This is a genomic window from Cryobacterium serini (genome assembly GCF_004404025.1).
Taxonomy (GTDB): Bacteria; Actinomycetota; Actinomycetes; order Actinomycetales; family Microbacteriaceae; genus Cryobacterium; species Cryobacterium serini.
In genome coordinates, this window is sequence record NZ_SOHN01000018.1 from 1 (window position 1) to 22,048 (window position 22,048).

Annotated in this window: 19 protein-coding genes; 15 read left to right on the forward strand and 4 right to left on the reverse strand. The window is 62.5% G+C overall.

Translation table 11 applies throughout. From position 1 onward, the window contains the following. Window positions 1-126: 126 nt before the first annotated feature. Together E3T51_RS14520 and E3T51_RS17435 are read left to right on the forward strand one after the other, a co-directional pair. Window positions 127-327: a helix-turn-helix domain-containing protein gene (locus E3T51_RS14520; RefSeq protein ID WP_255453250.1), complete on the forward strand. Its 201-nt coding sequence runs from the start codon at window positions 127-129 to the stop codon at window positions 325-327. Between the two features lie 284 nt (window positions 328-611). Further along, entirely contained in the window at window positions 612-1,085 is a 474-nt protein-coding gene (locus tag E3T51_RS17435; RefSeq protein ID WP_338145165.1) for a helix-turn-helix domain-containing protein, read from the forward strand. A 280-nt stretch (window positions 1,086-1,365) separates the two neighbouring features. Here the strand turns inward: E3T51_RS17435 and E3T51_RS14530 are convergent, their stop codons facing one another. Together E3T51_RS14530 and E3T51_RS14535 are read right to left on the reverse strand one after the other, a co-directional pair. Then, window positions 1,366-1,800, reverse strand: a complete 435-nt coding sequence (locus E3T51_RS14530) for a hypothetical protein (protein WP_241989355.1) — start codon at window positions 1,798-1,800, stop codon at window positions 1,366-1,368. Further along, window positions 1,797-2,195, reverse strand: a complete 399-nt coding sequence (locus E3T51_RS14535) for a VOC family protein (RefSeq protein ID WP_134530487.1) — start codon at window positions 2,193-2,195, stop codon at window positions 1,797-1,799. Before E3T51_RS14535 ends, E3T51_RS14530 begins: the two co-directional genes overlap by 4 nt. 85 nt (window positions 2,196-2,280) lie before the next feature. On the opposite strand from E3T51_RS14535, the gene E3T51_RS14540 reads away from it, so the two are divergent. Next, on the forward strand, window positions 2,281-3,225 hold the full coding sequence (locus E3T51_RS14540; protein ID WP_134530488.1) for a helix-turn-helix transcriptional regulator: 945 nt from the start codon (window positions 2,281-2,283) through the stop codon (window positions 3,223-3,225). Between the two features lie 1,495 nt (window positions 3,226-4,720). On the opposite strand, the gene E3T51_RS14545 is transcribed toward E3T51_RS14540, so the two are convergent. Beyond that, window positions 4,721-5,758: an MDR family NADP-dependent oxidoreductase gene (locus E3T51_RS14545; RefSeq protein WP_241989356.1), complete on the reverse strand. Its 1,038-nt coding sequence runs from the start codon at window positions 5,756-5,758 to the stop codon at window positions 4,721-4,723. A 95-nt stretch (window positions 5,759-5,853) separates the two neighbouring features. On the opposite strand from E3T51_RS14545, the gene E3T51_RS14550 reads away from it, so the two are divergent. The 12 genes from E3T51_RS14550 (at window position 5,854) to E3T51_RS14605 (ending at window position 18,270) form a co-directional block, all read left to right on the forward strand. Continuing rightward, window positions 5,854-6,864, forward strand: a complete 1,011-nt coding sequence (locus tag E3T51_RS14550; RefSeq protein ID WP_134530489.1) for a helix-turn-helix transcriptional regulator — start codon at window positions 5,854-5,856, stop codon at window positions 6,862-6,864. A gap of 301 nt (window positions 6,865-7,165) precedes the next feature. Beyond that, the gene (locus E3T51_RS14555) at window positions 7,166-7,897 is read left to right on the forward strand and encodes a Type 1 glutamine amidotransferase-like domain-containing protein (RefSeq protein WP_134530490.1); all 732 of its coding nucleotides are present in this window, start codon (window positions 7,166-7,168) and stop codon (window positions 7,895-7,897) included. Window positions 7,898-8,045: 148 nt separating this feature from the next. Then, on the forward strand, window positions 8,046-8,420 hold the full coding sequence (locus E3T51_RS14560; protein WP_134530491.1) for a PadR family transcriptional regulator: 375 nt from the start codon (window positions 8,046-8,048) through the stop codon (window positions 8,418-8,420). Next, complete coding sequence (locus tag E3T51_RS14565; protein ID WP_134530492.1) at window positions 8,417-9,193, forward strand: hypothetical protein; 777 nt, start codon at window positions 8,417-8,419, stop codon at window positions 9,191-9,193. Before E3T51_RS14560 ends, E3T51_RS14565 begins: the two co-directional genes overlap by 4 nt. Window positions 9,194-9,866: 673 nt before the next feature. Then, window positions 9,867-11,066 carry a MalY/PatB family protein gene (locus tag E3T51_RS14570; protein ID WP_134530493.1) on the forward strand — a complete coding sequence of 400 codons (1,200 nt, stop codon included), beginning with the start codon at window positions 9,867-9,869 and terminating at the stop codon, window positions 11,064-11,066. Then, a complete protein-coding gene (locus E3T51_RS14575; protein ID WP_241989357.1) occupies window positions 11,063-12,484 on the forward strand; it encodes an O-acetylhomoserine aminocarboxypropyltransferase/cysteine synthase family protein in 1,422 nt (473 codons plus the stop codon). Before E3T51_RS14570 ends, E3T51_RS14575 begins: the two co-directional genes overlap by 4 nt. 19 nt (window positions 12,485-12,503) lie before the next feature. Next, on the forward strand, window positions 12,504-13,076 hold the full coding sequence (locus E3T51_RS14580; protein WP_134530494.1) for a hypothetical protein: 573 nt from the start codon (window positions 12,504-12,506) through the stop codon (window positions 13,074-13,076). Continuing rightward, the gene (locus tag E3T51_RS14585) at window positions 13,076-15,118 is read left to right on the forward strand and encodes an ATP-binding cassette domain-containing protein (protein WP_134530495.1); all 2,043 of its coding nucleotides are present in this window, start codon (window positions 13,076-13,078) and stop codon (window positions 15,116-15,118) included. Before E3T51_RS14580 ends, E3T51_RS14585 begins: the two co-directional genes overlap by 1 nt. Further along, window positions 15,115-16,077: an ECF transporter S component gene (locus E3T51_RS14590; RefSeq protein ID WP_134530496.1), complete on the forward strand. Its 963-nt coding sequence runs from the start codon at window positions 15,115-15,117 to the stop codon at window positions 16,075-16,077. The genes E3T51_RS14585 and E3T51_RS14590 overlap by 4 nt, the downstream gene beginning before the upstream one ends. A gap of 482 nt (window positions 16,078-16,559) precedes the next feature. Further along, window positions 16,560-16,787 (forward strand): hypothetical protein, encoded by a 228-nt coding sequence (locus E3T51_RS14595; RefSeq protein WP_134530497.1) that lies wholly within the window; start codon window positions 16,560-16,562, stop codon window positions 16,785-16,787. Between the two features lie 139 nt (window positions 16,788-16,926). After that, entirely contained in the window at window positions 16,927-17,460 is a 534-nt protein-coding gene (locus tag E3T51_RS14600) for a hypothetical protein (RefSeq protein ID WP_166806501.1), read from the forward strand. 3 nt (window positions 17,461-17,463) lie between these two features. Beyond that, window positions 17,464-18,270, forward strand: a complete 807-nt coding sequence (locus E3T51_RS14605) for a hypothetical protein (RefSeq protein WP_134530499.1) — start codon at window positions 17,464-17,466, stop codon at window positions 18,268-18,270. A 139-nt stretch (window positions 18,271-18,409) separates the two neighbouring features. Here E3T51_RS14605 and metH read toward each other — a convergent pair whose 3' ends face one another. Continuing rightward, on the reverse strand, window positions 18,410-22,045 hold the full coding sequence (gene metH / locus E3T51_RS14610) for a methionine synthase (RefSeq protein WP_134530500.1): 3,636 nt from the start codon (window positions 22,043-22,045) through the stop codon (window positions 18,410-18,412). Window positions 22,046-22,048: the final 3 nt, after the last annotated feature.

Below are 22,048 nucleotides of genomic sequence, written 5' to 3' on the forward strand. Positions count from 1 at the left end.
CGTCGCCGTCGCCACTCCTCGATCGGGCACGTCACGCCTGTGGCCTTCGAGCTGCAATACTCGTCACAGGCCGCAAAGATCCAACTCGCCGCTTAACCCGTGTCCACTCTCCGGGGTCAAGGCCACATCGACCGCCTGCTGGTTGAACGCGGCATGTCCGTCGGCGATTTCGCGGCGGCGATTGGCATCACCCCAGCCAACGTTGCCGTCCTCAAAAACGGGCGTGCTCGCGCTATCCGGTTTTCCACGCTCGACGCAATATGCCGAGTCCTGCATTGTCAGCCCGGCGACATCCTGGTCTGGGATGACGGGCCCGCAGACTCTTAAACTCGCAGCATCGCCCCGTAAAGGGTGGCCAAGTGGCACATCGTCTTTCCGCAACGCCGGTGAGTGGATTGGCCGCAAACGTGTCGCGTTGGAGGTCCGGCATACGGGCACGCATGTGGGCGGTGCTCGCTCAGAACTCGGTCGTGTTCCACCATGTCTGACGTTGTCGTCGGATTGTCGTGGTGGTGTCGTGGTGTGGCGGCCGGGTCGTCTCCTATGTTGAGTGCATGAACAAGACACACATCGGTGAACTCCGTCGGGCCCGCGGCTGGACTCAGTAGCGGTTGGCTGCGGAGAGCGGGGTCGCTGGGCGAACGGTCCAACGGGTGGAAGCGGGTAACGATGCCAGTTTGGATACGGTCGCCCTGATTGCGAATGCGCTAGAGGTCCCTGTCAGAGACCTATTTGTGAGCGTGGAGAGTATCGACTTCGGTGAGGCGGTGGAAAAGCTAGATGCTCGCAAGAGCGCGCAGCAAGCCCGCCGTGATTCCATCACGCACGCGTTCATTTATCTGTTCCAAGGCGTGGGCGTCCTGGTCACCTTCGCGACGATCATTCTGCAGCNATTCTGCAGCTCACCGGAATGTTTTCGTGGCTGGGATGGTCTCAGCGGGGGATTGTTACTGCACCTCCTGAACGCGAACTCGTTCTTCGGGTTCAGCAGACACAACCCGTTCAGCACGCCAACCCGGTTAGCGCTCGTTACTTTCGTTGGGTATATCGGCGCGATCGCGTGGTTCACACTCGCTTGGGAATGAGTGGTGGCGGTCGACGGAGCGAGATGCCTCTCCCGCGTGCAACCGCCCGGACGCAAGGAGGTCCATGAATCCAAAACCGATGGATGCTGGAAAGCCGCGTCATTGCACGGCTCGGCCTACAGGCGTAGGCCCGCTAGCACCCACGTTCCATAGGGGGTTCGGCATACGGCCATTGCATTCGAACCAAGTTACAGGCATCGCGCGGCGCAATCATGGAGTTATGACGCGCACGGGCGCCGCGTTAATCATGGCCACCCGAGGGCAGAACAGCGCACCCGGCTCAGAGATTGGGCAGGGATCCGTAGCTGTTGTTGTAGATCTTGCCGTTCTTCGGGTGCGTGAACTTCAGCCCTGCCCACATGTCGTCAATGCGCAGGCATGTGCTCTCGACGAGACCGTGACTGTATCCGATCTCAATGACCTTCGGCAGACTGAGACCTGAGCCCAGCTTCCGCGCCTTCGGCCAGGAGAGCCACAACATGCCCGACGGCTTCAGATGGAGCTTCAGTGTTGGAAAGATGTCGTGCATCTCAGATTGAGTCACGCTGAAGAAATGGATGTAGTCGAAGTCACCCTCGAGATCCTCACTGACCTCCAACTCCGGAAGCCCGATGGCCTTCAGGGTCGACGCAGGGGCGTTCACGAAGTGGGCCAGCGCGCCCTCTTTAATTCCCATCTTCTCAGCGACAGACCGAGACATGACAGCTTCGCTCATTTCCCGGAAACCTTCTTGAGCACCTCGAGATAGTGCGGGTTACACATAATCCCCAGGATATTGCCGAAAGGATCGACGACGGATGCCGTCACAAATCCTTCACTGCGGTCAGTCGGCGGTTGGTATTCGGTCGCCCCCATCGACAGCAGCTTCTCGAATGACCCCGGCAGGTCGTCCACGTGCCATTGAATGATCTCCCCGGCCGGCGCGTCTGGTACTGGCGGCGCGTACGACGCGTCAATGATTCCAAGCTCGTGCTGGTAGTCGCCAACCCTGAACTCCACATAGCCGGGCACCTGAAAGTACGCGTCGATACCCAGCAGCTCGCTGTACCACTTGCGTGCCGCCTCCAGATCGGCGGCGAAATAGCTGACGGTAGCGAAGCCTCGCAACATAAGATTTTCCTTCCGATTCACGTGATGCCAGTTTCCACCAGTAAAGTGCTCACCTTCTGACTACTTTGTTTGCGACAATTGATTCATGCGCGCAGATCGCCTCGTCGCCACACTCCTGCTGATGCAGGCGAGGGGACGCGTGACAGCGAAGGAAGTAGCTGCTGAGTTTGAGACATCCATCGCTACGGCGAGGCGTGATCTCGAAGCGCTGTCAGCTGCGGGAATTCCCGTATACCCACAGGTCGGCCGTGGCGGTGGGTGGCAACTACTCGGCGGTGCTCGCACCGACCTGAGCGGGCTCACATCGGCTGAGGCGCGTGCGCTTTTCCTCCTGGTCGGGCCAGCCGCGTCCCTAGTCCCAGAGGCCAAGTCGGCGATCCGCAAGCTTGTGCACGCCCTTCCCGACAGCTTTAGAAGGGATGCCGAAGCGGCGGCAGAGGCCGTCGTGCTTGACCCCGCACGGTGGGGCCGGCCCCACCGCGCACAGCCACCACTCGTGACCGAACTCCAGGCCGCTGTCATACAGCGCCGGAAAGTACGCCTGAGCTACCGGGGTTGGGACCGCGACCCGGTCGAAAGACTCTGCGACCCGTGGGGCCTGGTCGAGAAAAACGAGGTGTGGTACCTACTGGGCGGCGTGGATGGCGCCCAGCGAACATTTCGCATCGAGCGGATCATCTGGGCAGTTGTCACAAAAGATCCCGCCGACCGCCCGGACGACTTCGACCTCGCAGAGGCATGGGATACCGTCGTACGCGACGTGAACCAGCAGCGCGAGAGCGCATCCACGATTGTGGTCACAAATACCGCGATATTGCCCTTCCTGCGTGAACAGTTCGGCGAGCTGGCAGTGGAGGACACCGCGATCGACGACCATCGAGCCAGGGTCCGAATCAGTGCGCCGGCCGAAATCATGCTCGCACGTGGCCTCGCTGGATGGGGTGAATACATTGACGTTCTCGAGCCGGCATCCGTGCGCTCGGAACTCATGCGCCTCGGCGCCGCGCTCGTGGAGCGCAATGGGCCGTAGGCCCGGGACCCGCACTCACAATGCCCGTTGAGCGTTCCTCAGCGCGGATGCGCGTCTACGGAGCAGTTTTGAGCAGCCGGATGACGCGAGGGCGGCCGTCAGTTCACCACTCATCACTGGAACGCTTGTAGTTGCTTTCCAGATTGTGTCCTTCTGACCTGACGATCGTCCCCGCGACTACTCAATGTCAAGTAGTCGCCGCACTTCGGGAGAGAAAAGCAAAACATGAGGACTACTCTTCAAGGTCTCGATCGATGCGCTTATCCCGATTCGTTCCAGAAGTTCACAATATTCATGCCAAGGAAGCCGCTCTCCAGCATCCTCGACTATTCCCTCATCGGGCAGCAAAGCCATCGAGATGTGATCCCGCAGCTCGGATTCAGCCAACTGCCACTGACGGCCCTTAGGGCGAAAGCCTATTCCAAACCCGCGATCACTCCGAAAGGCAACTTGCGAGGAATCGTCAAGGTACACAAATTCTTGAAGCGAAAAAGAGAGCGAGTCCTCGGACACGTGGTCCATTGAGCACGAAATGCCAAAGCCAATCACGTGCATCCCAGTACATCCCCATCCCTGTTTGTCCAAGCCTAACTATTTGACCCAGGTCAGTCCAAGGTCCCCGCTCCCCATGTCGCTGTTTCGGAATCTAGAACTTCACGGGGTATTCGAATGGCAAGCACGACTGCGACGTGGTGTGTTCTGCCCCTTTGAAGCGCGATAAGGGCGTCCCATACAAGGTTCCCCGCGCGGGCCAGGCCTTAACGAATCGTGGTGCGCATTGTTCCCACTCACCAAGTCGTATTCGTAGGGTGCGCCGGGCGCGTGAGTAGCCCGCGCGGGCGACGTCCGGGCGGATGCCAACGGACAAAGGCAGAAATGACAACCCTGTTTGCAGAGCAATCAGCTCTCTATGCACTTGAAAATTCAGGGTCAGAAAATAGGACGTACTAGTCATCGCGCCACCCACGAGAAGCATCGCCACGGGGAGCTGCCACACTCGTTCCCCGGCCAAGCGTCGAAGGGGTAGCAGCGGATTCGGCGATGTCCGGATCTCGATGAAGACGAACAGTAGGAAGCTCGCCGCAGCTGTGATGAACCAGACAGCCGCGGGGACGTCGAGGAACTCTGAGTGGAGCAACGCGAACCCCAGCGTCAGGGTCGTGACGCAGACGGTCCCGGCTGCCGCCCCGGGCCACGCGCGCCGCAATCAGGACGCCGGCCGTTGGGGCCATCCCTCCGACCAAACTGGCCACTGCAAAAAGCTCAACTCCGACCAGCAGGATCCGCCGCGTGCCAAAAGTATCGGCTAAGCAGCCCGACACGAGGAGCAGCCCGGCGATCGGGATAGCGAACGCGTTCACGACCCAGGGCAGGTCTTCTCGTCAGATGCCGAATTCTGCTGCCAGCTGAGGCAGTGCGACGGTCACGATTGAACTATCGCGAACGACCAGGAGCTGCGCAATACTGCAGACGGCGAGGATAGCGCGGTGTTGTTTCACTCGCGGTCGAGGCGAACGATGACGTTACCGCGAAACTTCCCCCGGAGTAGTCCGTCTAGGACCGCTGGCGCGGCCGAGAGGCCGCCGTTGACGATGGTGTGCGGAAAGATGATTTTGCCTTCGCTGAGCCAGAGCCCGTAGTGCTGGTTCCAGGCTTGGATCTGGTCGGGGGTGTGGACGGTGGAGAAGGGGCGAATCTGAAGTTGTTTGACGATGGCCGTCATGATGTCAAGACGCGGACTGCCGGCGTCGCCGCCATCGATCTGACCGGCCAACGCCCCGCACAGCGCGAAACGTGCGCCGGGAGCTGCGGCCTGAACTGCCGCCTCAAATTGGTCACCACCGACCGTGTCGAAGAAGACATCGATGCCTTCTGGTGCCAGTGCTTGCAAGCGGGGGGCGATCGAACCCGTGCGGTAGTTGATCGCGGCGTCAAAGCCGAGCTCGTCGACCAGGTAGGAGACTTTGGCATCATAGCCAGCGCTCCCAATGACGGTCTTCGCGCCCAAGGCTTTGGCGATTTGTCCGGCGAGTGAACCCACGCCGCCCGCAGCCCCGCTGACGAAAACCACGTCGCCCTTCCGGACCTGGGCGATGTCGACGATCCCGTGATAGGCAGTGACACCTTGATTCAGCACGTATTCCGCCCCCGGCAGCACCTCGATCGGTACCGGCCAGAACGTTTCCGCGGCGGCAACGGTCTCTTCCCGCCATCCGCTCATGTGAGTCACGACAGATCCGACCGGCAGGTCGGCTGCTGATTCTATAACCGTTCCAACGGCTCCGCCCCAGAGCGGCGCCCCCAGCGCATAGGGCAGCATTGGAAGGCCAGAATGCTGCGTCATGAGATCGGCCATAACGGCGGTGATTTGAATGAAATGGTTTTGCACGCGAACCTGACCGGGCTGCAGACGGACGGCTTCGATCGTCTGCATCGTGAGGCAGTGCGAGGGAGAGACGGTGTGATCGGTGCGGTACCGGTTCAGGATGATTTCGCTGGTGGTGGTGGTGGCAAGCGCGGTGGCGTTGGGCATGTGAAGTTCTCCAGGTGGATGCGGCCCGGTGGTTGCCGGGCAGTTGCCACCGTAGAAGCAGTACCGGACAGGTCTTGTCCGCAACAGGGTGGAACATGGATGTCATGTGGGATACCTCCGGACGACTGCTGAGATTGTTGGCGCTGCTTCAACGCACCCGTGAGTGGAATGCTGCCGAGTTAGCAGTCGAGCTGGAGGTAACTGCCCGCACTATTCGACGCGACGTCGCCCGGCTCCGTGATCTGGGCTACCCGGTGGCCAGCGTTCATGGCACTGGTGGTGGGTACCAGCTCGAAGCCGGTGCAACATTGCCTCCGCTGATGTTCGACGCCGAAGAAGCCATTGCCACCCTCCTCGCGCTGCAGGAAGCCTCGGCGACAGGCAATCGAACTGCAGCGCCGGGGGCGCTCAGCGCCCTCGACAAGCTCAATCGCGTCATGCCGCCCCGACTCCGTTCCACGGTCGACGCCCTGGCACAGAACTCCAGCCGCATCGACCTCGGCAGCCAGATCGGCTCAGACCCGGCGCCCGTGAACGCGAACACTCTCATGCTGCTTGCTCGAGCCTGCCGGGACCGTCGACAAATCGAGGTCACCTGCCGTGGCGACGAAGGAACGAGCAAGCACAGATACCTCGAACCCCTCCACCTGGTGCGCACGATGAACCGGTGGCACCTCGTGGCGTTCTCCCTCGAAGCGAACGACTGGCGCATATTTCGCGTTGACCGCCTAGCGGATGCCACCATCACCTCGGCCTCAAGCCGCCCTCGACAACTGCCGGCAGAAGACCTGGATCTTTATGTGGCAGGCCGAGTCGGTGCCGCGGTCCGGCAGGTCACCGCGACCGTGCGCGTGCATGCTCCTTGTGCTGAGGTCGCCCACTGGATCTCAGCCGCCTGGGGAACCATCACCGAGGAAACAGCCCACACGTCAATCGTCCACGCAGGCGCGGACAGCTACCATGCGATCGCACGCTGGCTGCTCCTGATGGATAGACCTTTGACCGTCATCAATCCGTCAGCACTGCGAGCGGCATTTGCGACCATCGCCACCGAGGCGAAACGAATAGCTTCGGTCGAGGACACTGAGATGCCTGCAGCGCCATAGCGCAGGTTTTAGCTCTCGACTCTGGCGTGGACCCGATTTAGGCACGGACCCACGGTGCCGCTCTGGGCGACCTGCTGGTTCTGCGTGTCTCCGTTGTGACAATGAGTAGGCGGTTCAATTGCACAAGCTCAGCCAGCAACGGCGCCGAATCCTAGAGTCCCGTACCGGGTTCGGCTTATGGGCACTGACCAAGCCGATTCAGGTCACCGATTCCGGTCGAATTCCACACCTACGACGAGCTAACTGTCGCGGGTCCTTCGTTTGCGTCCCAGCATCTGTCGCCACCGATAAGTTGGCAGCCATGAGTATTTTCCTTGTCGGAGGCGGCCCGGACACCGTTACTTCCTCCGAGATATTTGACCAGTTTGTTGACGAGGTACTTGAGCGAGGAGCGACGAGACACCGAGTTCCGAAAATCGTCCTCGTTATCTTTGACGAGGGAGGAAGTGCGACGCACTTCCTGCCGGCCTACACAGCACCGCTCGAAAGCCGAATGTCGTGCGAAATCCGACCAGTGTTGGTCTGCCGTGACAGCCTGGTGGAATCGGCCAGCTTCGATGACGTCGATGCGATCCTTGTCGCAAGCGGCCCGACACCGGCCTATTTAAATGCTCTCCAGACTTCGATCGATGCGATCGCAAGTGCGATCGTACAAGGAGCCCCCTACATCGGGTTTTCGGCGGGCGCGATGATCGCACCGAAGGTGGCCTTGATTGGGGGGTACACGATGAATGGAACAGAAGTCTGCACCGAAGAATGGTCGGAAGGGCTGGCGGAGATAACGCTGAAGGCTGGCCTCGGCGTGGTCCCATTCACGGTCGACGTTCACGCAGCCCAAGCAGGAACCCTCGGTCGGGCACTTTCCGCAGTCGTCAATGGTCTCGCTGATCGGGTCGTTGCCATTGACGAGAACACGGCGGTTGTCACAACGCTGCACGACCCTTCCAGCATCAGGATCGTCGGGGGTGGCAATGCGTGGACGTTCGAAGCATCTGATGGGCAAGTCACAAGTTCGATTCGGAGAGCGAATTAATCTCGTCCAGTGGCGGTACCTTTTCCGACTGGGGCCACGACGACCCGACCGCTCTCGCGGCGCAAGCCTCGACCCGCGATGTGAGTAGACAGCCTGACTAACTAGTGACACTATGTAGTTATGAGTTCAGCGTTTGGAGGGGAATGTTATGAGCGCCAAACAGTGGCCAAGTGATTGGATGCGGGCCGCCCTTGGCCTGTGCGTGCTGCGCACTCTCGCCGCCGGCCCGACCTACGGGTACGCTATCGCGGCCGCGTTGGAAGCGAACGGATTCGGCGCGATCAAGGGCGGCACGCTGTATCCGTTGCTCACCCGCTGTGAAGCGGCGGGCTGGATCGCTGTCGAGTGGCGGGTCGGCGCCGGCGGCCCCGAGCGCAAATACCTATCGCTGACAGATGCCGGACGCGACGAGTTGGCAACCCAGACCGCTAACTGGCGCGACTTCACGGGCACGGTCCTGGCCCACCTCGACAACACACCCACAGGCAGCACCGCACGAACCACGGGGACGGACAAATCATGACGACCAGCAACATTCGCGACGCACACGACCGCGACACCGAGAACGAGAAGTGGCTGGAAGGCCTGACCATTGAGCTGCGCCTGCTCGACGTCAACGGCACGAGGATCGGCGACGCCGTGGCGACTGCACGCGAGTTTCTGGTCGACTCCGGGGCTCTGGCCGAGGAATCTTTCGGTGGCGCACGTCATTACGCCGCGGACCTGGGCCTTCCGGCAACCGCGGGTGCCTCAAAAGGGGTGTGGGGTGCCGCCCTGCGAAGCGGTCTCGGCCTGCTCGGGCTGATGGCGGTGACAGAGACGGTGGTTCCGCTGACGCATCAGACAGACGTGACAGTCGGGCTCGGGGTGCTTCTGATTACCATCGCAGTGCTCGCAATTATTGCGTTCCTGCCACGACTCCTGCCCACCATCATCGTGCGGATAGTTTCGCACGGGAAGGTCAGGGCGTTTGTCGAGGGGGCGGCAGTTGGGCTCGCAGTTACGCTGGTTTTTGTGCTGCTATCCCTGTGGTCAGCGGACCGGATCGTGTTCAGCGTTCCTGCGCTACCGGTCTTCCTGGTGGCGGTCGTGCTGCTCATCGCCCCACCCCTGTGGGCTCAGTTCCAACACTCGTATCAGGATGACCCCATCGTGTTACCCGGCTCCGCGTCCGCCGATACGCCACGGACCTCTATCGGCATCCGGCTATTTCTGTTCGCCACCAACTGGTTGCTCGTCATTTTGAGCGTCATCCTCTGCGCCTTCGTGCTGTTCATGGACACCCTAGCTCGATGAAACCGGGCGTGGCAGCGGGCGAGGTCCCCTGTGCTCGGCACCACCATCACGACGCTGGAATCCGCTAATCACGGGGTCAGCTGACGTTGGCGCAGGGAGCGGAGTTCTCTGGTTTTAGGTTTGGCGGGGGTTGTACCGAACACTGGCAGCGAGTCCAACGACGACGACACCCAGATCCGCGAAGCTCGGGTTCGAGGCCGCCTGCTCCGGGCGAGAGCGAAGCGGATGGCTGCCAATCTAGTTGCCGAGAAATCAACCCAGCAATCCCACCGGCATTGCGGTGTTACGACCGTGTTCTGTCCTGCCAACAAACCGTGAGGTTTTACCGAGAAAAGTTACTGCTTTCAACCGCATTCACGCCGAATCCTCCGCTGAAGCTGATGACGACGTACCCGACACCGCTGGCAGCACGAGGGCGCCATAGGACAGTTGGACGAGCCAGCGCGCCGGTGCCTCTGCGATCAGGATGTGCGAGAGCTGCGTGCACTGTACTTAAGACGATCTCTGCGCTCGTGTCACAAACTTGGAAATGGGCGCCCAATTCTCCGGTGACCACGAGGAGGGCGTAATGCCCGGCCCGGTGGAGGCGTGGTCGTCACGGCGGCATCCGCTCATGTGTCGAATGTTTACGTGCCTGTTCGCTAATTCTCGACGGCAGGAACAAGCTGTCATCATGTCAGTCATCAAGGTCGCACCGCTGGAGAATATCCGGCGCGAGCGCAGCAGCATCAAGTGGACTCGGTTTCCCGCCGACGTACTTCCCTTGTTTGTTGCCGAGATGGACTATCCCCTCGCCCCGGCCATTGTCGCCACCCTCGTGGAGCGGGTTCAGGCTTCCGACACCGGCTACCTTGACGGTCCGGGCCCGCTAGCTCCGGCCTTCGCCGCATTTGCTTTGAATCGCTGGGGTTGGACCGTCGACCCGAGCCACGTGCACCTGGCGACCGACGTGAGCGTCGGCATCGTTGAGGCCCTCCGCCTCGCCGTTCCGCACGGAGGCCGAGTTGCGATCACCCCGCCCGTCTACCCGCCCTTCTACGAACTCGTGGAGGAGGCTGCTGCATCCGTTATCGAAACGCCCCTGCTCGAGCAGGGCGACAGCTGGGTGCTCGACCTGGGCGCACTCGAAACCAGCTTTGCCGGTGGCGTTGACGCTTTTCTGCTCTGCAACCCGCACAACCCGCACGGCATTGTGTGGCGCCGCGAGACGCTCGAAGCGCTGGCCCAGTTGGCCGCGCAGTACGACGTGTTCGTCATCTCCGACGAGATCCATGCGCCGCTCACCTACCCGGGCGTCACTTTTACGCCGTTCGCCCCGCTGGCCCTGGCCGCCGGCGCCCGCGCAGTCACCGTGACCTCGGCGAGCAAGGGCTGGAATGTGGCCGGGCTCAAGTGTGCGCTCGTCATCGCCGCTGATGACGCCACCAATGACCTTCTGAACCGGCTGCCCGAAGAGGTCGCCTGTCGCACCAGCATCCTGGGCCTGCACGCGAACATCGCCGCGTTCGGTTGTACTGACTGGCTCGACAATGCCATCGATCAAATTGTCGCCAACGATTTTCTGCTTGCCGAACTACTGCGTGAATACCTGCCCGCTGTGATTTACCACCGGCCGCGCGCCAGCTACCTGGCCTGGCTGGATCTGCGCCACCTCGGCCTCGGGGACTGCCCCTACCAGCGCATTCTTGACGAAGCCCGCGTCGCCCTCAATAACGGCGAATCTTTCGGCCTCGGCGGCCGGGGGTTCGGCCGCCTCAACCTGGCCTGCTCGCCCGACACCCTGCGCGAGGCCGTCGTCCGTATCGCGGCGCTCGTCGCGCGGGCCGATGCCGATGCCGATGCCGATTCTCCGAAGGCGGCGAACCTCGCATGACGACAACGGACGCCCCGATCCAGACCGACACCGACGCAACAGGAAGTTCCATGGCCACGCCCGCACCAGCATCCGCTTCGCTACTGAATTCTGACGCCACCGAGGTGGTCGCACCGATCACCGACTGGGACGGCTTCAGCTTCGACACCCGCCAGGTGCACGTCGGAGAATACGCTGACGAAAACCGCGGGGCACGCATTCCGCCGCTCACCCTGAGTGCCGGCTACGTCTTCGATTCCTTCGACGACGGAGCTGCCCGGTTCAACGGAGGATCGCGCGAACCCATTTACTCCCGGCAGGGCAACCCCACCAACGCGGTCGCCGAACAGCGCCTCGCGTCACTGGAGGGCGGCACGGCCTGCGTCGCCGTGTCGAGCGGGCAGGCCGCGATCAGCGCCGCCCTGTTCGCCCTGGCCGAAGCGGGCGAGCACATCGTGTCGACCGCGAGCATCTACGGCGGCACCCGCATTCTGCTCGGCCGCAGCTTTCGGCGCATGGGCATCGAGGTCGACTATGTCTGGGACACCGACTCCGACGAAGCCTGGGACGCGGTCATTCGGCCCGAGACCAAAGCGATCTTCACCGAAACCATTCCCAACCCGCGCAACGACGTCGTCGACATTGCCCGCATCGCCGCCGTCGCCCGCCGCCACGGCATTCCGCTCGTCGTCGACAACACCGTGGCCACGCCGTACCTCATTCGCCCGTTCGAGTACGGCGCCGACATCGTCGTGCATTCGACCACTAAGTTTCTCAGCGGCCACGGCGCCGGGGTATCGGGCGCGATCGTCGACGGCGGCACCTTCGATTGGGCGGCGAGCTCCCGCCGCTACCCGCTGCTGACCGACTCGTTGCGCCCCGGCCTGCCCTCGTTGCTTGACCGGTTCGGCCCGGCCGCCTACGCCCAATACGTGCGCGAAGCCGTCGTCAACGATGTCGGGCCGTCGCTGTCGCCGTTCAACGGATTTCTGCTGCACCAGGGCATCGAAACCCTGTCGCTGCGCATGGAACGCCACGTTGACAACTCGATCGCTCTAGCGCACTGGCTTCAGGAGCAGCCCGAGGTCGAGGTCGTCGATTACGCCGGCCTGCCAAGCAGCCCACTGTACGAGATCGCCGAGCGCTACTACAAGGGTCGTACCGGATCGGTGTTTGCTGTCACCGTCAAGGGCGGGACCGAGGGCGCTCGCGCGTTCACGAACGGCCTGCGCGTGTTCAGCCGGATGACCGGTATCGGAGACACGCGCTCGATGGTGCTGCATCCGCTCACCACCACCCACGCCTCGTTTGCCCCCGATCTCAACGCACGCCTCGGCATCACCGCCGGAATGTTGCGCCTGTCGGTGGGCATCGAAGCGCTCGACGATCTTTTGCTCGACCTCCGCGGGGGGCTCGACCGAGTCGCCGGCATTCTCTAACGCTAGGTACTCTAAATTCATGAACCTCACCGCGCCAATTTTCTCCGCGCCCATTTTCTCCCGCAGCACGGGTGCCCGCACCTCGATTGCGCTGGGCGCGCTCGTTCTGCTCGCTGCACTGAGCGGATGCGCTTCCGCTGATTCCGGCTCGTCGGTCTCACCTGCCGCGACCGCTAAAGCTTCCTCGGCCGACTGCGCCGGCGTCGCCGTCGTCGTGGACTTCGGAACGCTTGACGCCGCCACGATCACCGAGTGCGTCGACGCAACCAAGGCCATCGCTGCGAGCGAGACCCTCGCAACGACGGGCACCACGACCGAGGGCAGCGTGGAATACGGCGACGCCATCGTCTGCCGCGTCAACGACCGCCCGGCCGCCGACGAAACCGTCGTGGTCGAGGGCCAGGAATCCTTCAGCGAATCCTGCGCCTCGATGCCACCGGCTTACGCTTACTGGGCGCTCTGGGTGAAGGCTACTCCCGACGCCGACTGGGCCTACGCCCAGGAGGGCATCGGCACACTCGAGGTCGAACCCGGCCAGTCAGTGGGACTCGTCTACACGACCGGCACTGAAACGCCGACGCCCGGCAGCTAGTGTTTCGCCTGCGCCTCGCCCCGCTTCTCGCGGCAATCGTGCTCGCGGTGGGCTTCGTTTCGCTGCGGGTCGTCTACCGCGTGGTCTTCGGTGGCGTCGGCGCAGGCACCGGCCCGGTGCTCCTGGAGCTTCCCCGGCTCCGACTCGACGGGCCGTTCAGCCACATCTCGCTGCTGGGCCCGATCACCTTGGTCGGTCTCGGCAATGCCGCGCTCAGCGCACTGCCGGTCGCCGCCATCATCGTTTTCTTCGGCCTGCTGAACGCGGTCATCAACGTGCAATCCCTGTTCGCGCGCGGTGCCGGTCGCGGCCCGCTGCGCGCCATCTCCCGTTCGCTCGTCATCGCCTGGGCGACCTTTCCGGCGTTGCTGGAATCCGTGCGCCGCGTGTGCGTCGCCCGCTCCCTGCGCGGAGAACGATCGATCGCGTCGTTGCTCGTGCCCATTTTCGAGCAGACAATCGAGCGCGCGCTCGCGTTGGCCGCTTCGATGGAAACCCGCGGATTCGCGGCGACCCGCGTCGCAACCGGCGTGTGCGAGGCACCGGTGGTGCTCCGGGATGTCGGATTGAACTTCGGTGCTGCGCCTGACAAGACAAGCTGGCACCTCGACGAGCTCAACGTTACCCTCAAGCCCGGCACTCTCACCGTTATCGTCGGCGCGACCGGGTCAGGCAAGACCAGCCTGCTGCACAGCATGAGCGGGCTGTTCCAACACTTCTACGACGGAACCCAAAACGGGCGGATCGACATTGTCGGCGCCGATCGGGCCTCGACTCCCCCGCGTGACACGGCCGGTTTCGTCGGACTCGTAGCGCAAAACGTTCGGCTCGGCTTCACGGCGGAAACCGTGCACGACGAGATCGGCTTCGCCCTGGCCGTGAGCAGCGTCGCCCCGTCCATCGTGCACGCCCGCATTCTCGAGGTCGCCGCTCGGCTGAAAATCGAACACTTGGTCGACCGACCGATCGAGCGGCTCTCAGCGGGCGAGGCCAGCCTCGTCGCAATCGCGGCGGCCATCGTGAATCACCCCATCTTGTTGCTCGTCGACGAGCCGCTTGCCGACCTCGATACAGCCGCCCGGGATCGGGTCTGCACCGTGCTTGGCCAGCTCGCCCACGAGGCCGACGTCTGCGTCGTCATCGCCGAACACAACACGAAGGAGTTCGCTTCGATAGCGGATGCCTGGCTCCAGATTCGAGGCAGCCGGCTGCACCAGCTCCCCGCTGATTCGCCCGCCGATTCGTGGGGCAGCGCACTGCCATCTTCCGGGAGCGGTCCAGGCATCGCAACGGCGGCGCAGGGCGCTATGCGGGATATCGGCGCTGTGCCTGCGGTGCCGCTCGCGAGCATCCGTCGGCTGAGTGTTCGGCACAAAACCAATCTGGTCGTCAACGACGTGTCCGTCGAGGTGCAGGCGGGCGAGCTCGTGGCCCTGCGCGGCAGCAACGGCGCCGGCAAGACCAGCCTGCTGCGGGCGATCGCGCTGCCAACAGCTGCCGACACCGTCATCGTCGCCGGGCAAGATGTTCGATCCCTCAAGCGGCGAACGCGCCGGCAGACCGTGGCGCTCGTGCCCGAGAACTTCGACGACCTGCTGTTTGCGATCACCGTGGCCGAGGAATGTCGCCGCGCTGATCGAACGCTGCGCGAACCGAATTTTAGGCGCGCTCTTCCCGCCGCTACCGATACCGAACGCAGCACCGCAGCTCTTTTTGCCCATCTGCTCGGCTTCAATGCCCCAACGGATGCCGCGCCGCTGTTGCAGCGCCACCCGCGCGACCTCTCCGCCGGCGAACGGCTCTGCCTCGTTATGGCCATTCAGCTCGCCGCCCGGCCCGCCCTACTCCTCGTCGACGAACCCACTCGCGGCCTCGATCAGGTTGCGCGCGCGCTCGTGAGTGCGGCGCTGCTCACGGCTGCCGGTGCAGCCTCAGCGGTCATCTTCGCCACCCACGACGACGACTTTGCGCAGGACCTGGCCACGCGCAACCTGCGCATGCAGGCCGGGCGGCTCGCCGCCCCGATCGAGGTGCTTTCATGACCGACGAATCAACCACGACCCGCGCGAACGCAACAGCGGCCGGCAACGTCAGCGACGACGACGTCGTCGGTACTTTCGCCGACGAGGCTCCAGATGCCCAGAGTGCCCCCAACGCAGGGATCGCATTCAGCGACCGCCCCCGCGAACGCGCAGATCAGGCACGGCCGCGCCGCAGCATCCGCTGGACGAAGTGGATCCTCGGTGCCGGCAGCCTGCTCGCCGTCGCCGCGTTCGCGTGGCCGTTCTTCGTCGGGGCCGTGCCGGCAGACGCGCAGGTCGCCGTTCCGATCGTGGCGTTCGCGCTCATCCCGGCGCTAATCGTGGCCCTCGCGCTCACCCTCGACCGCGAGATGTACACGGCGCAAACTGTCGCGCTGCTCGGAGTACTCTCGGCCGTCGGTGCCGCGGTGCGCATCGCCGGCGCAGGCGCCGGCGGGGTCGAGGCGGTATTCGTGCTGCTCATCTTGGCCGGACGCGTCTACGGCGCGCGCTTCGGTTTTCTGCTCGGCCTGCTCACCATCGCGGTCTCCTCGGCGCTCTGGGGCGGCTTTGGCCCGTGGACCCCGTTCCAGATGTTCGCGTGCGGCTGGGTCGCTGCCGGCGCCGGGCTGCTCCCACGCTGGCAGAACGCTGCTCGGCGAGAGTCTTCGGGCCAGCGGATGCGCGCCAACCTCGAAATCGCCCTGCTCGCCGCCTACGGCGTGGTCGCGTCCTACCTGTTCGGTCTCATTATGAACCTCTGGTTCTGGCCTTTCGTCGTGGGCAGCGGCACCGGCATTTCCTACGAAGCCAGCGCCGATCCCGGCCAGAACCTCGCCTCGTTCGCGCTCTACTCACTCGTCACGTCGACCCTCACCTGGGATACGGTACGCGCCATCACGACCGTGGTCGGTATCGCCTTAGTCGGCCCGGCCGTGCTCGCGGCTCTGCGGCGAACGAAGATTTCCCTACGCAGTTGACCGAGCGGCCGCGGACCCGTTCGGGCAAACCCCGCCGGGACGACGGTGCGTCAAGCCGGTCCGAGGGCAGAGGTTGAGCTCAAGCCGTGGGTCCAGCAATCGCGTTCGACGGTGCAGTAATGAAGGACTCGAACTCGCCGCTTAAACTCTCACTGCCTCATCCTCCTTGACGAATTCCGAATGTCTTGTCGCGGGCTTCCTGCCGTCAGGAGATAATCGCACTGACAGGATGGCGGGTTGATGCTCCGCTACCCCCGAACACATCGCTGCGGGGGCTTCCCCTACCGAGCTGATCTGTCTGTGAAACTTTTTATTTTTTTATGGTTGACGAAACTGGATTCTCAGAATAAACATTGGTAGTTGAACCGATACGGCTCGCCTTTCTGTGGACCGGCGCGCTTGATTATGAGCGGCCGCCGGTCATCCTGAATTCACAGTGAGGGCGCGTCGACACGACTCCGAGCCCGAAAGACGGAACGCACATGGCTATCAGCCTCACCGATCTCGAACTCTCATCCCTCGACAGCCTCATCACCCCGGTCGCCCCCCATGACGACTGGGTGGTCACGGACGGCGGCTCGGCTATCCGTTGCGACACAGAGGGCATGAGCGAAGAGCTTGCAAAAGTTCCCGTCGAGCACCGATCGGCACAGACGTTGGAGGTACTTCGGGCCTACCACGCGGACGTCAGTGCCGCCCGATCGAAATGACCCGAACTCTGCTTCGTATTCTCAAATCATCAACAGCTGCGTGCTACCCGAATCGATGACTAATCCCGCCACAAGTTCGTTCGTCAAGTCGCTTCCGTTATAAACCGTTCGCCGACCGATTCGATCTGAGGAAGAAGACATGATGATTGATGTTGCAAGCTCCATATTCGGCGTTATTGGAATCGTCGTTTTCTCTATCTGGTTTTTACTGTCGATCGCATTTCAGAAAAATAATCCGCTCAGCCGGCTAACTACACGATTTGACCGTTTCACTCTCATACCAAAATGGTCATTTTTTACGCCAGATCCCGGCGCAAGTAACTATCACTTTGTTTATCGCAGTCGCGGCGCTGAAACGAGCGTCAGTCCATGGTTGGAGTTGAATCTATCCCCGAGAGGAATTTTTTTTTTCCTCTGGAACCCTCGAAAGCGCTACCGAGAGGGCATGATCGAATTGTTTCAGCTCCTGGCACTTTCCAGTATCAACTGCTCTGCAGAGCGGCTTCAGTTCACTGCGCCATACATAATCTTGCTTGACGTTGCGCGCAAGCGACTCGGAGGTTCCTTATCGTCTCAGGCGTTCTACCAATTTGCCTTGGTTGAAACACGCGGTCCTAGCGAAGCTTCTGTGCCACTCGTTCGTTTTTATTCGCTGACTCACCCGGTGTCATAAGCCATGTTGACAATCGAAAGCGCCGCAAGAATCACCGCCATCATCGTGGGCATAGGAATTCTTCAAGGTTCTTTGCAACTGCTTTTCAGTTTGAAAGAATTCGTCTCGAGCGGTCTGTTCGACTGGAATAGCAGACAGGTCCTCGCTGGGTCACACGGTACGTCACGTGGATGGATGGTCGGACACAGCGGCTCGGTGTGGCTGCGTATTGTCGTGATTGCCCGAATCGTCTGTTCCATAACACTAATTATTCCGTTTCAAAGCAACCTGCTCTACGCCAGTTACGCAACGGTCATTTTGCTATCAAGCCTTTTCCTGGCCTATCAAATTCGCTATGGTAAAGATGGCTCCAATCAAATATCGTTCATCATCCTGGCGGGCTTGGCATTCACCTTTTTACTCCCGACGTCGAGTCCTTTTCAAGCCGTGGGTTTGTATTTCATCGCGGCGCAGGCCTTGTTGGCATATTTCGCGGCGGGAATATCGAAGATATCCAACGCACAGTGGCGTCAAGGATCAGCGCTGCAAAGCATTCTCAACACCGCTACTTATGGACACTCCACGGCCGCAGCCGTACTTCGCAGACGGCCTTGGCTTGGAGGCTTCGTCGGATGGTCAGTTATCGTCGTGGAGATCATTTTTCCCGTGGCCCTCGTGGCTCCCCCTGGCCTATTGGTAGCGTTCCTTTTTGCCGGGGCCATGCTCCATCTCGGAACAGCCGTACTGATTGGCCTCGACACATTCTTTTGGGCTTTCACCGCGACATTTCCGGCGATCATCTTCGTGAACGGAGTGTTCCTCGGGAGATAGAACAGCAGTGAAGGTGCGCAGGATGACGCGTTTGCATCCGCGCAGTCGTTGATTCGCTCTTGACTGCTTCGACGAGTGCGCGGTTAAGCCGTCAAGCGATCTCGGGCAACGCCGTGCCATTCAACTCGCCGCCGTTAAACTAAACCGAGAAGTACTTCGCCTCCGGGTGGTGGAACACGAACGCGTCGGTCGACTGCTCCGGATGCAGCTGCAGCTCCTCCGACAGTACGACGCCCATGCGCTCTGGTTTCAAAAGCTCGACTACCTTGCGGCGGTCCTCCATCTCGGGGCAGGCCGGATAGCCCAGCGAGAACCGGGCTCCACGATACTCAAGCTTGAACATGCCGGCGATGTCGGCGGGGTCTTCGCCGCCCACGCCGAATTCCGAGCGGATGCGCGAGTGCCAGTACTCGGCGAGGGCCTCGGTCAGCTGCATGGTGAGCCCGTTGAGTTCCATGTAGTCGCGATACTGGTTCGCGGCAAACATTTTGGCCGTGACCTCGTCGACGTGCGAGCCGGCGGTGACCAGCTGGAGGGCGACGACATCCGTTTGGCCTGGCTCCCCCGTTTGCAAATTCCGGCGCCCGCGCACGAAGTCGGCCAGGCACAGGTGTTTGTCTCGGCGCTGCCGGGGAAAGTTGAAGCGCAGTCGGTCAGTGCCGAGCTCGCCGCCGGAACCGCCGTCGGGCGCGAGCAGTCCGGCCCGGCCAACCATACCGGTGGGGTCGTCGCCATGGTGCAGCACGATCATGTCATCGCCCTCGGCAACGACTGGAAAGTAGCCGTAGGCGACGGAGGCATCGAGCATGCCCTCGCCCAGGATGCGGTCGAGCCAGTAGCGCAGGCGCGGCCGACCGACGGTGTCGACCAGTTCCTGGTAGCTTGCGCCGTCTTCGGCGCGGCTGGGCTTGAGCCCCCACTGCCCCATAAAGGTGGCCCGTTCGTCGAGAAAGGCCGAGAAATCGGCGAGGGCAACACCCTTGACGATGCGGGTGCCCCAGAACGGCGGCACCGGAATCGGGTTATTGCTCGCGACCTCGGAACGCCCGGGCATCTCTTCGGGTTCGGTGAGGGTGAGCAGGCTCTTCTTGTGAATGCGTTTCTTCAGCGGTGGCAAGCCAACCGACAGAGGGTCAGCGCCGCGGGCGATGGCCACGAGCGGTTCCATCAGGGCGAGGCCCTCGAAGGCATCGCGGGCGTAGCGCACCTGCCCAGCGAAGACGCTGTCGAGGTCGTCCTCGACGTAGGAACGGGTGAGGGCTGCGCCGCCGAGCAGAATCGGCCATTTGTCGGCAAAGCCGCGCGACTCAAGCTCGAGCAGGTTCTCTTTCATCACCACGGTGGACTTCACGAGCAGCCCGCTCATACCGATGACGTCGGCGTTGTTCTCCTCGGCGACCCGAATGAATTCGGCTATCGATTGTTTGATACCGATGTTGATCACGTCGTAACCGTTGTTGGTGAGGATGATGTCGACGAGGTTCTTGCCAATGTCGTGCACGTCGCCGCGCACGGTGCCGAGCACGATCGTGCCCTTGCCGGCCGCTTCGGATTTCTCCATGTGCGGTTCGAGCAGTGCCACGGCGGCTTTCATGACCTCCGCTGATTGCAGCACGAACGGCAGCTGCATCTCGCCGCTGCCGAAGCGGGCGCCGACGACCTGCATGCCAACGAGCAGGTGCACGTTGACGATATCGAGGGCGCTCAACCCCCCGGCTCTGGCAAGGTCGAGGTCGGCCTCGAGGCCCTTGGCCTCGCCGTCGATGATGCGGCGTTCCAGGCGTTCGCCCACCGGAAGGGCGGCGAGTTCGGCGGCCCGCTCGTCTTTCAGGGCGGCGGAGTCAACGCCGGCGAACAGGTCGAGCAGGGCCACGAGTGGGTCGTAGGTGAGGGCGCCATCGGCGTCGTATTCGCGGCGGTCCCAGACCAGGTCGAGCGCCACCTTGCGGCGGTCGTCGGGTACAGAGGCGAGCGGCACGATCTTGGCCGAGTTCACGATGGCCGAGTCGAGGCCGGCCTCGGTGGCCTCGTGCAGGAAGACCGAGTTCAGCACCGATCGCGCGGCGGGGTTGAGTCCGAACGACACGTTCGAGACGCCGAGCGTGGTGTGGATACCGGGGTACTTCGCCTTGATCTGCCGAATCGCCTCGATGGTCTCGATGCCGTCGCGGCGGGTTTCTTCCTGGCCGGTCGCGATGGGAAAAGTCAATGCGTCGACGATGATGTCCTCGACCCGCATTCCCCACCCGTTCACGAGGGTGTCCACCAGACGGGTGGCGATGCGCACCTTGTGTTCGGCGGTACGGGCCTGGCCCTCTTCGTCGATGGTCAGGGCGATCACGGCGGCGCCGTGCTCCTTGACGAGCGGCATGATGCGGCCGAACCTCGATGTGGGGCCTTCGCCGTCTTCGAAGTTGACCGAGTTCACGACCGGGCGACCACCGATGAGTTCCATTCCGGCCTGCAGCACGGCCGGTTCGGTGGAATCGACGACGAGTGGCAGGGTCGAGGCGCTGGCTAGTCGGGAGACGACCTGCTTCATGTCGGCGACGCCATCGCGACCGACATAGTCGATGCAGACGTCGAGCAGGTGGGCCCCGTCACGCACCTGACTGCGGGCGATGTCAACGCACTCGTCCCAGTTTTCAGCGAGCATGGCATCGCGAAAAGCACGCGAGCCATTGGCATTGGTGCGCTCCCCAATGGCGAGAAAGGCGCTGTCCTGATCGAAACTGACGTGCTGGTACAGGCTTGCGACACCCGGGTCCTGGTCGAGCGTGCGGGGTTTCGCCGCGACACCACGCAACCGTTCGACCACAGCGGTCATGTGTGCGGGAGTCGTGCCGCAGCATCCGCCGACCAGTCCCAACCCGAATTCCTTCACGAACTGTTCGTGCGCCGTGGCCAACTGGTCGGGGGTCAGTGGATAGCTTGCGCCGGTCTTGGTCAGCTGCGGCAGGCCGGCGTTGGGCATACAGATGACGGGCACGCGCGAAAACTTGGAGAGGTGGCGCAGGTGCTCACTCATCTCGGTCGGTCCGGTCGCACAGTTCAGGCCGATCGCATCGATTCCGAGCGGCTCGAGCGCGGTCAGCGCCGCGCCGATCTCGCTGCCCATCAGCATGGTTCCGGTGGTCTCCACGGTCACCTCGACAAAAATGGGCAAGCGGATGCCGGTCTCGACAATGGCCTGCTTGCATCCGTTCACCGCGCTCTTGGTCTGCAGCAGGTCTTGCGAGGTTTCAATGAGGAACGCGTCAGCGCCGCCGCGGATCAAGCCGAGCGCCTGCTCGGCAAACGTGGCCTTGAGGTTGGCGTAGGTGGTGTGACCGAGGCTCGGCAGCTTGGTGCCGGGGCCCATCGAGCCGAGCACCCAGCGCACGCGGCCGTCGCGGCCTTCGAATTTTTCGGCGCTGGCGCGGGCAATCTCGGCGCCGAGCCTGGCGAGCTCCTCGATGCGATCTTCGATCCCGTAGTCCGAGAGGTTCGACCAGTTCGCACCGAAGGTGTTGGTCTCGATGGCGTCGATGCCGGTTTCGAGGTAGACGTCGTGAATGGCCGCGATGATATCGGGGCGGCTCACGTTGAGAATCTCGTTGCAGCCCTCAAGCTGTTGGTAGTCGTCGAGGGTGGGGTTGTGTTCCTGGAGCATGGTGCCCATGGCGCCGTCGGCGATGACGACAGAGTTGGTGACGGCATCCAGCAGCGCTTGGGATCGAGCCGGGCGCGCCGCATCGACGGGTGGTTCGGCGTCAGTAGTTCGCACAGTGCTCATTGG

Bases quoted from the DNA above. Each gene is read 5' to 3' on its own strand.
- E3T51_RS14530 (WP_241989355.1), bottom strand. From the start codon at position 1,800: ATGAGCGAAGCTGTCATGTCTCGGTCTGTCGCTGAGAAGATGGGAATT.
- E3T51_RS14535 (WP_134530487.1), bottom strand. From the start codon at position 2,195: ATGTTGCGAGGCTTCGCTACCGTCAGCTATTTCGCCGCCGATCTGGAG.
- E3T51_RS14540 (WP_134530488.1), top strand. From the start codon at position 2,281: ATGCGCGCAGATCGCCTCGTCGCCACACTCCTGCTGATGCAGGCGAGG.
- E3T51_RS14545 (WP_241989356.1), bottom strand. From the start codon at position 5,758: ATGCCCAACGCCACCGCGCTTGCCACCACCACCACCAGCGAAATCATC.
- E3T51_RS14550 (WP_134530489.1), top strand. From the start codon at position 5,854: ATGGATGTCATGTGGGATACCTCCGGACGACTGCTGAGATTGTTGGCG.
- E3T51_RS14555 (WP_134530490.1), top strand. From the start codon at position 7,166: ATGAGTATTTTCCTTGTCGGAGGCGGCCCGGACACCGTTACTTCCTCC.
- E3T51_RS14560 (WP_134530491.1), top strand. From the start codon at position 8,046: ATGAGCGCCAAACAGTGGCCAAGTGATTGGATGCGGGCCGCCCTTGGC.
- E3T51_RS14565 (WP_134530492.1), top strand. From the start codon at position 8,417: ATGACGACCAGCAACATTCGCGACGCACACGACCGCGACACCGAGAAC.
- E3T51_RS14570 (WP_134530493.1), top strand. From the start codon at position 9,867: ATGTCAGTCATCAAGGTCGCACCGCTGGAGAATATCCGGCGCGAGCGC.
- E3T51_RS14575 (WP_241989357.1), top strand. From the start codon at position 11,063: ATGACGACAACGGACGCCCCGATCCAGACCGACACCGACGCAACAGGA.
- E3T51_RS14580 (WP_134530494.1), top strand. From the start codon at position 12,504: ATGAACCTCACCGCGCCAATTTTCTCCGCGCCCATTTTCTCCCGCAGC.
- E3T51_RS14590 (WP_134530496.1), top strand. From the start codon at position 15,115: ATGACCGACGAATCAACCACGACCCGCGCGAACGCAACAGCGGCCGGC.
- E3T51_RS14595 (WP_134530497.1), top strand. From the start codon at position 16,560: ATGGCTATCAGCCTCACCGATCTCGAACTCTCATCCCTCGACAGCCTC.
- E3T51_RS14600 (WP_166806501.1), top strand. From the start codon at position 16,927: ATGATGATTGATGTTGCAAGCTCCATATTCGGCGTTATTGGAATCGTC.
- E3T51_RS14605 (WP_134530499.1), top strand. From the start codon at position 17,464: ATGTTGACAATCGAAAGCGCCGCAAGAATCACCGCCATCATCGTGGGC.
- metH (WP_134530500.1), bottom strand. From the start codon at position 22,045: ATGAGCACTGTGCGAACTACTGACGCCGAACCACCCGTCGATGCGGCG.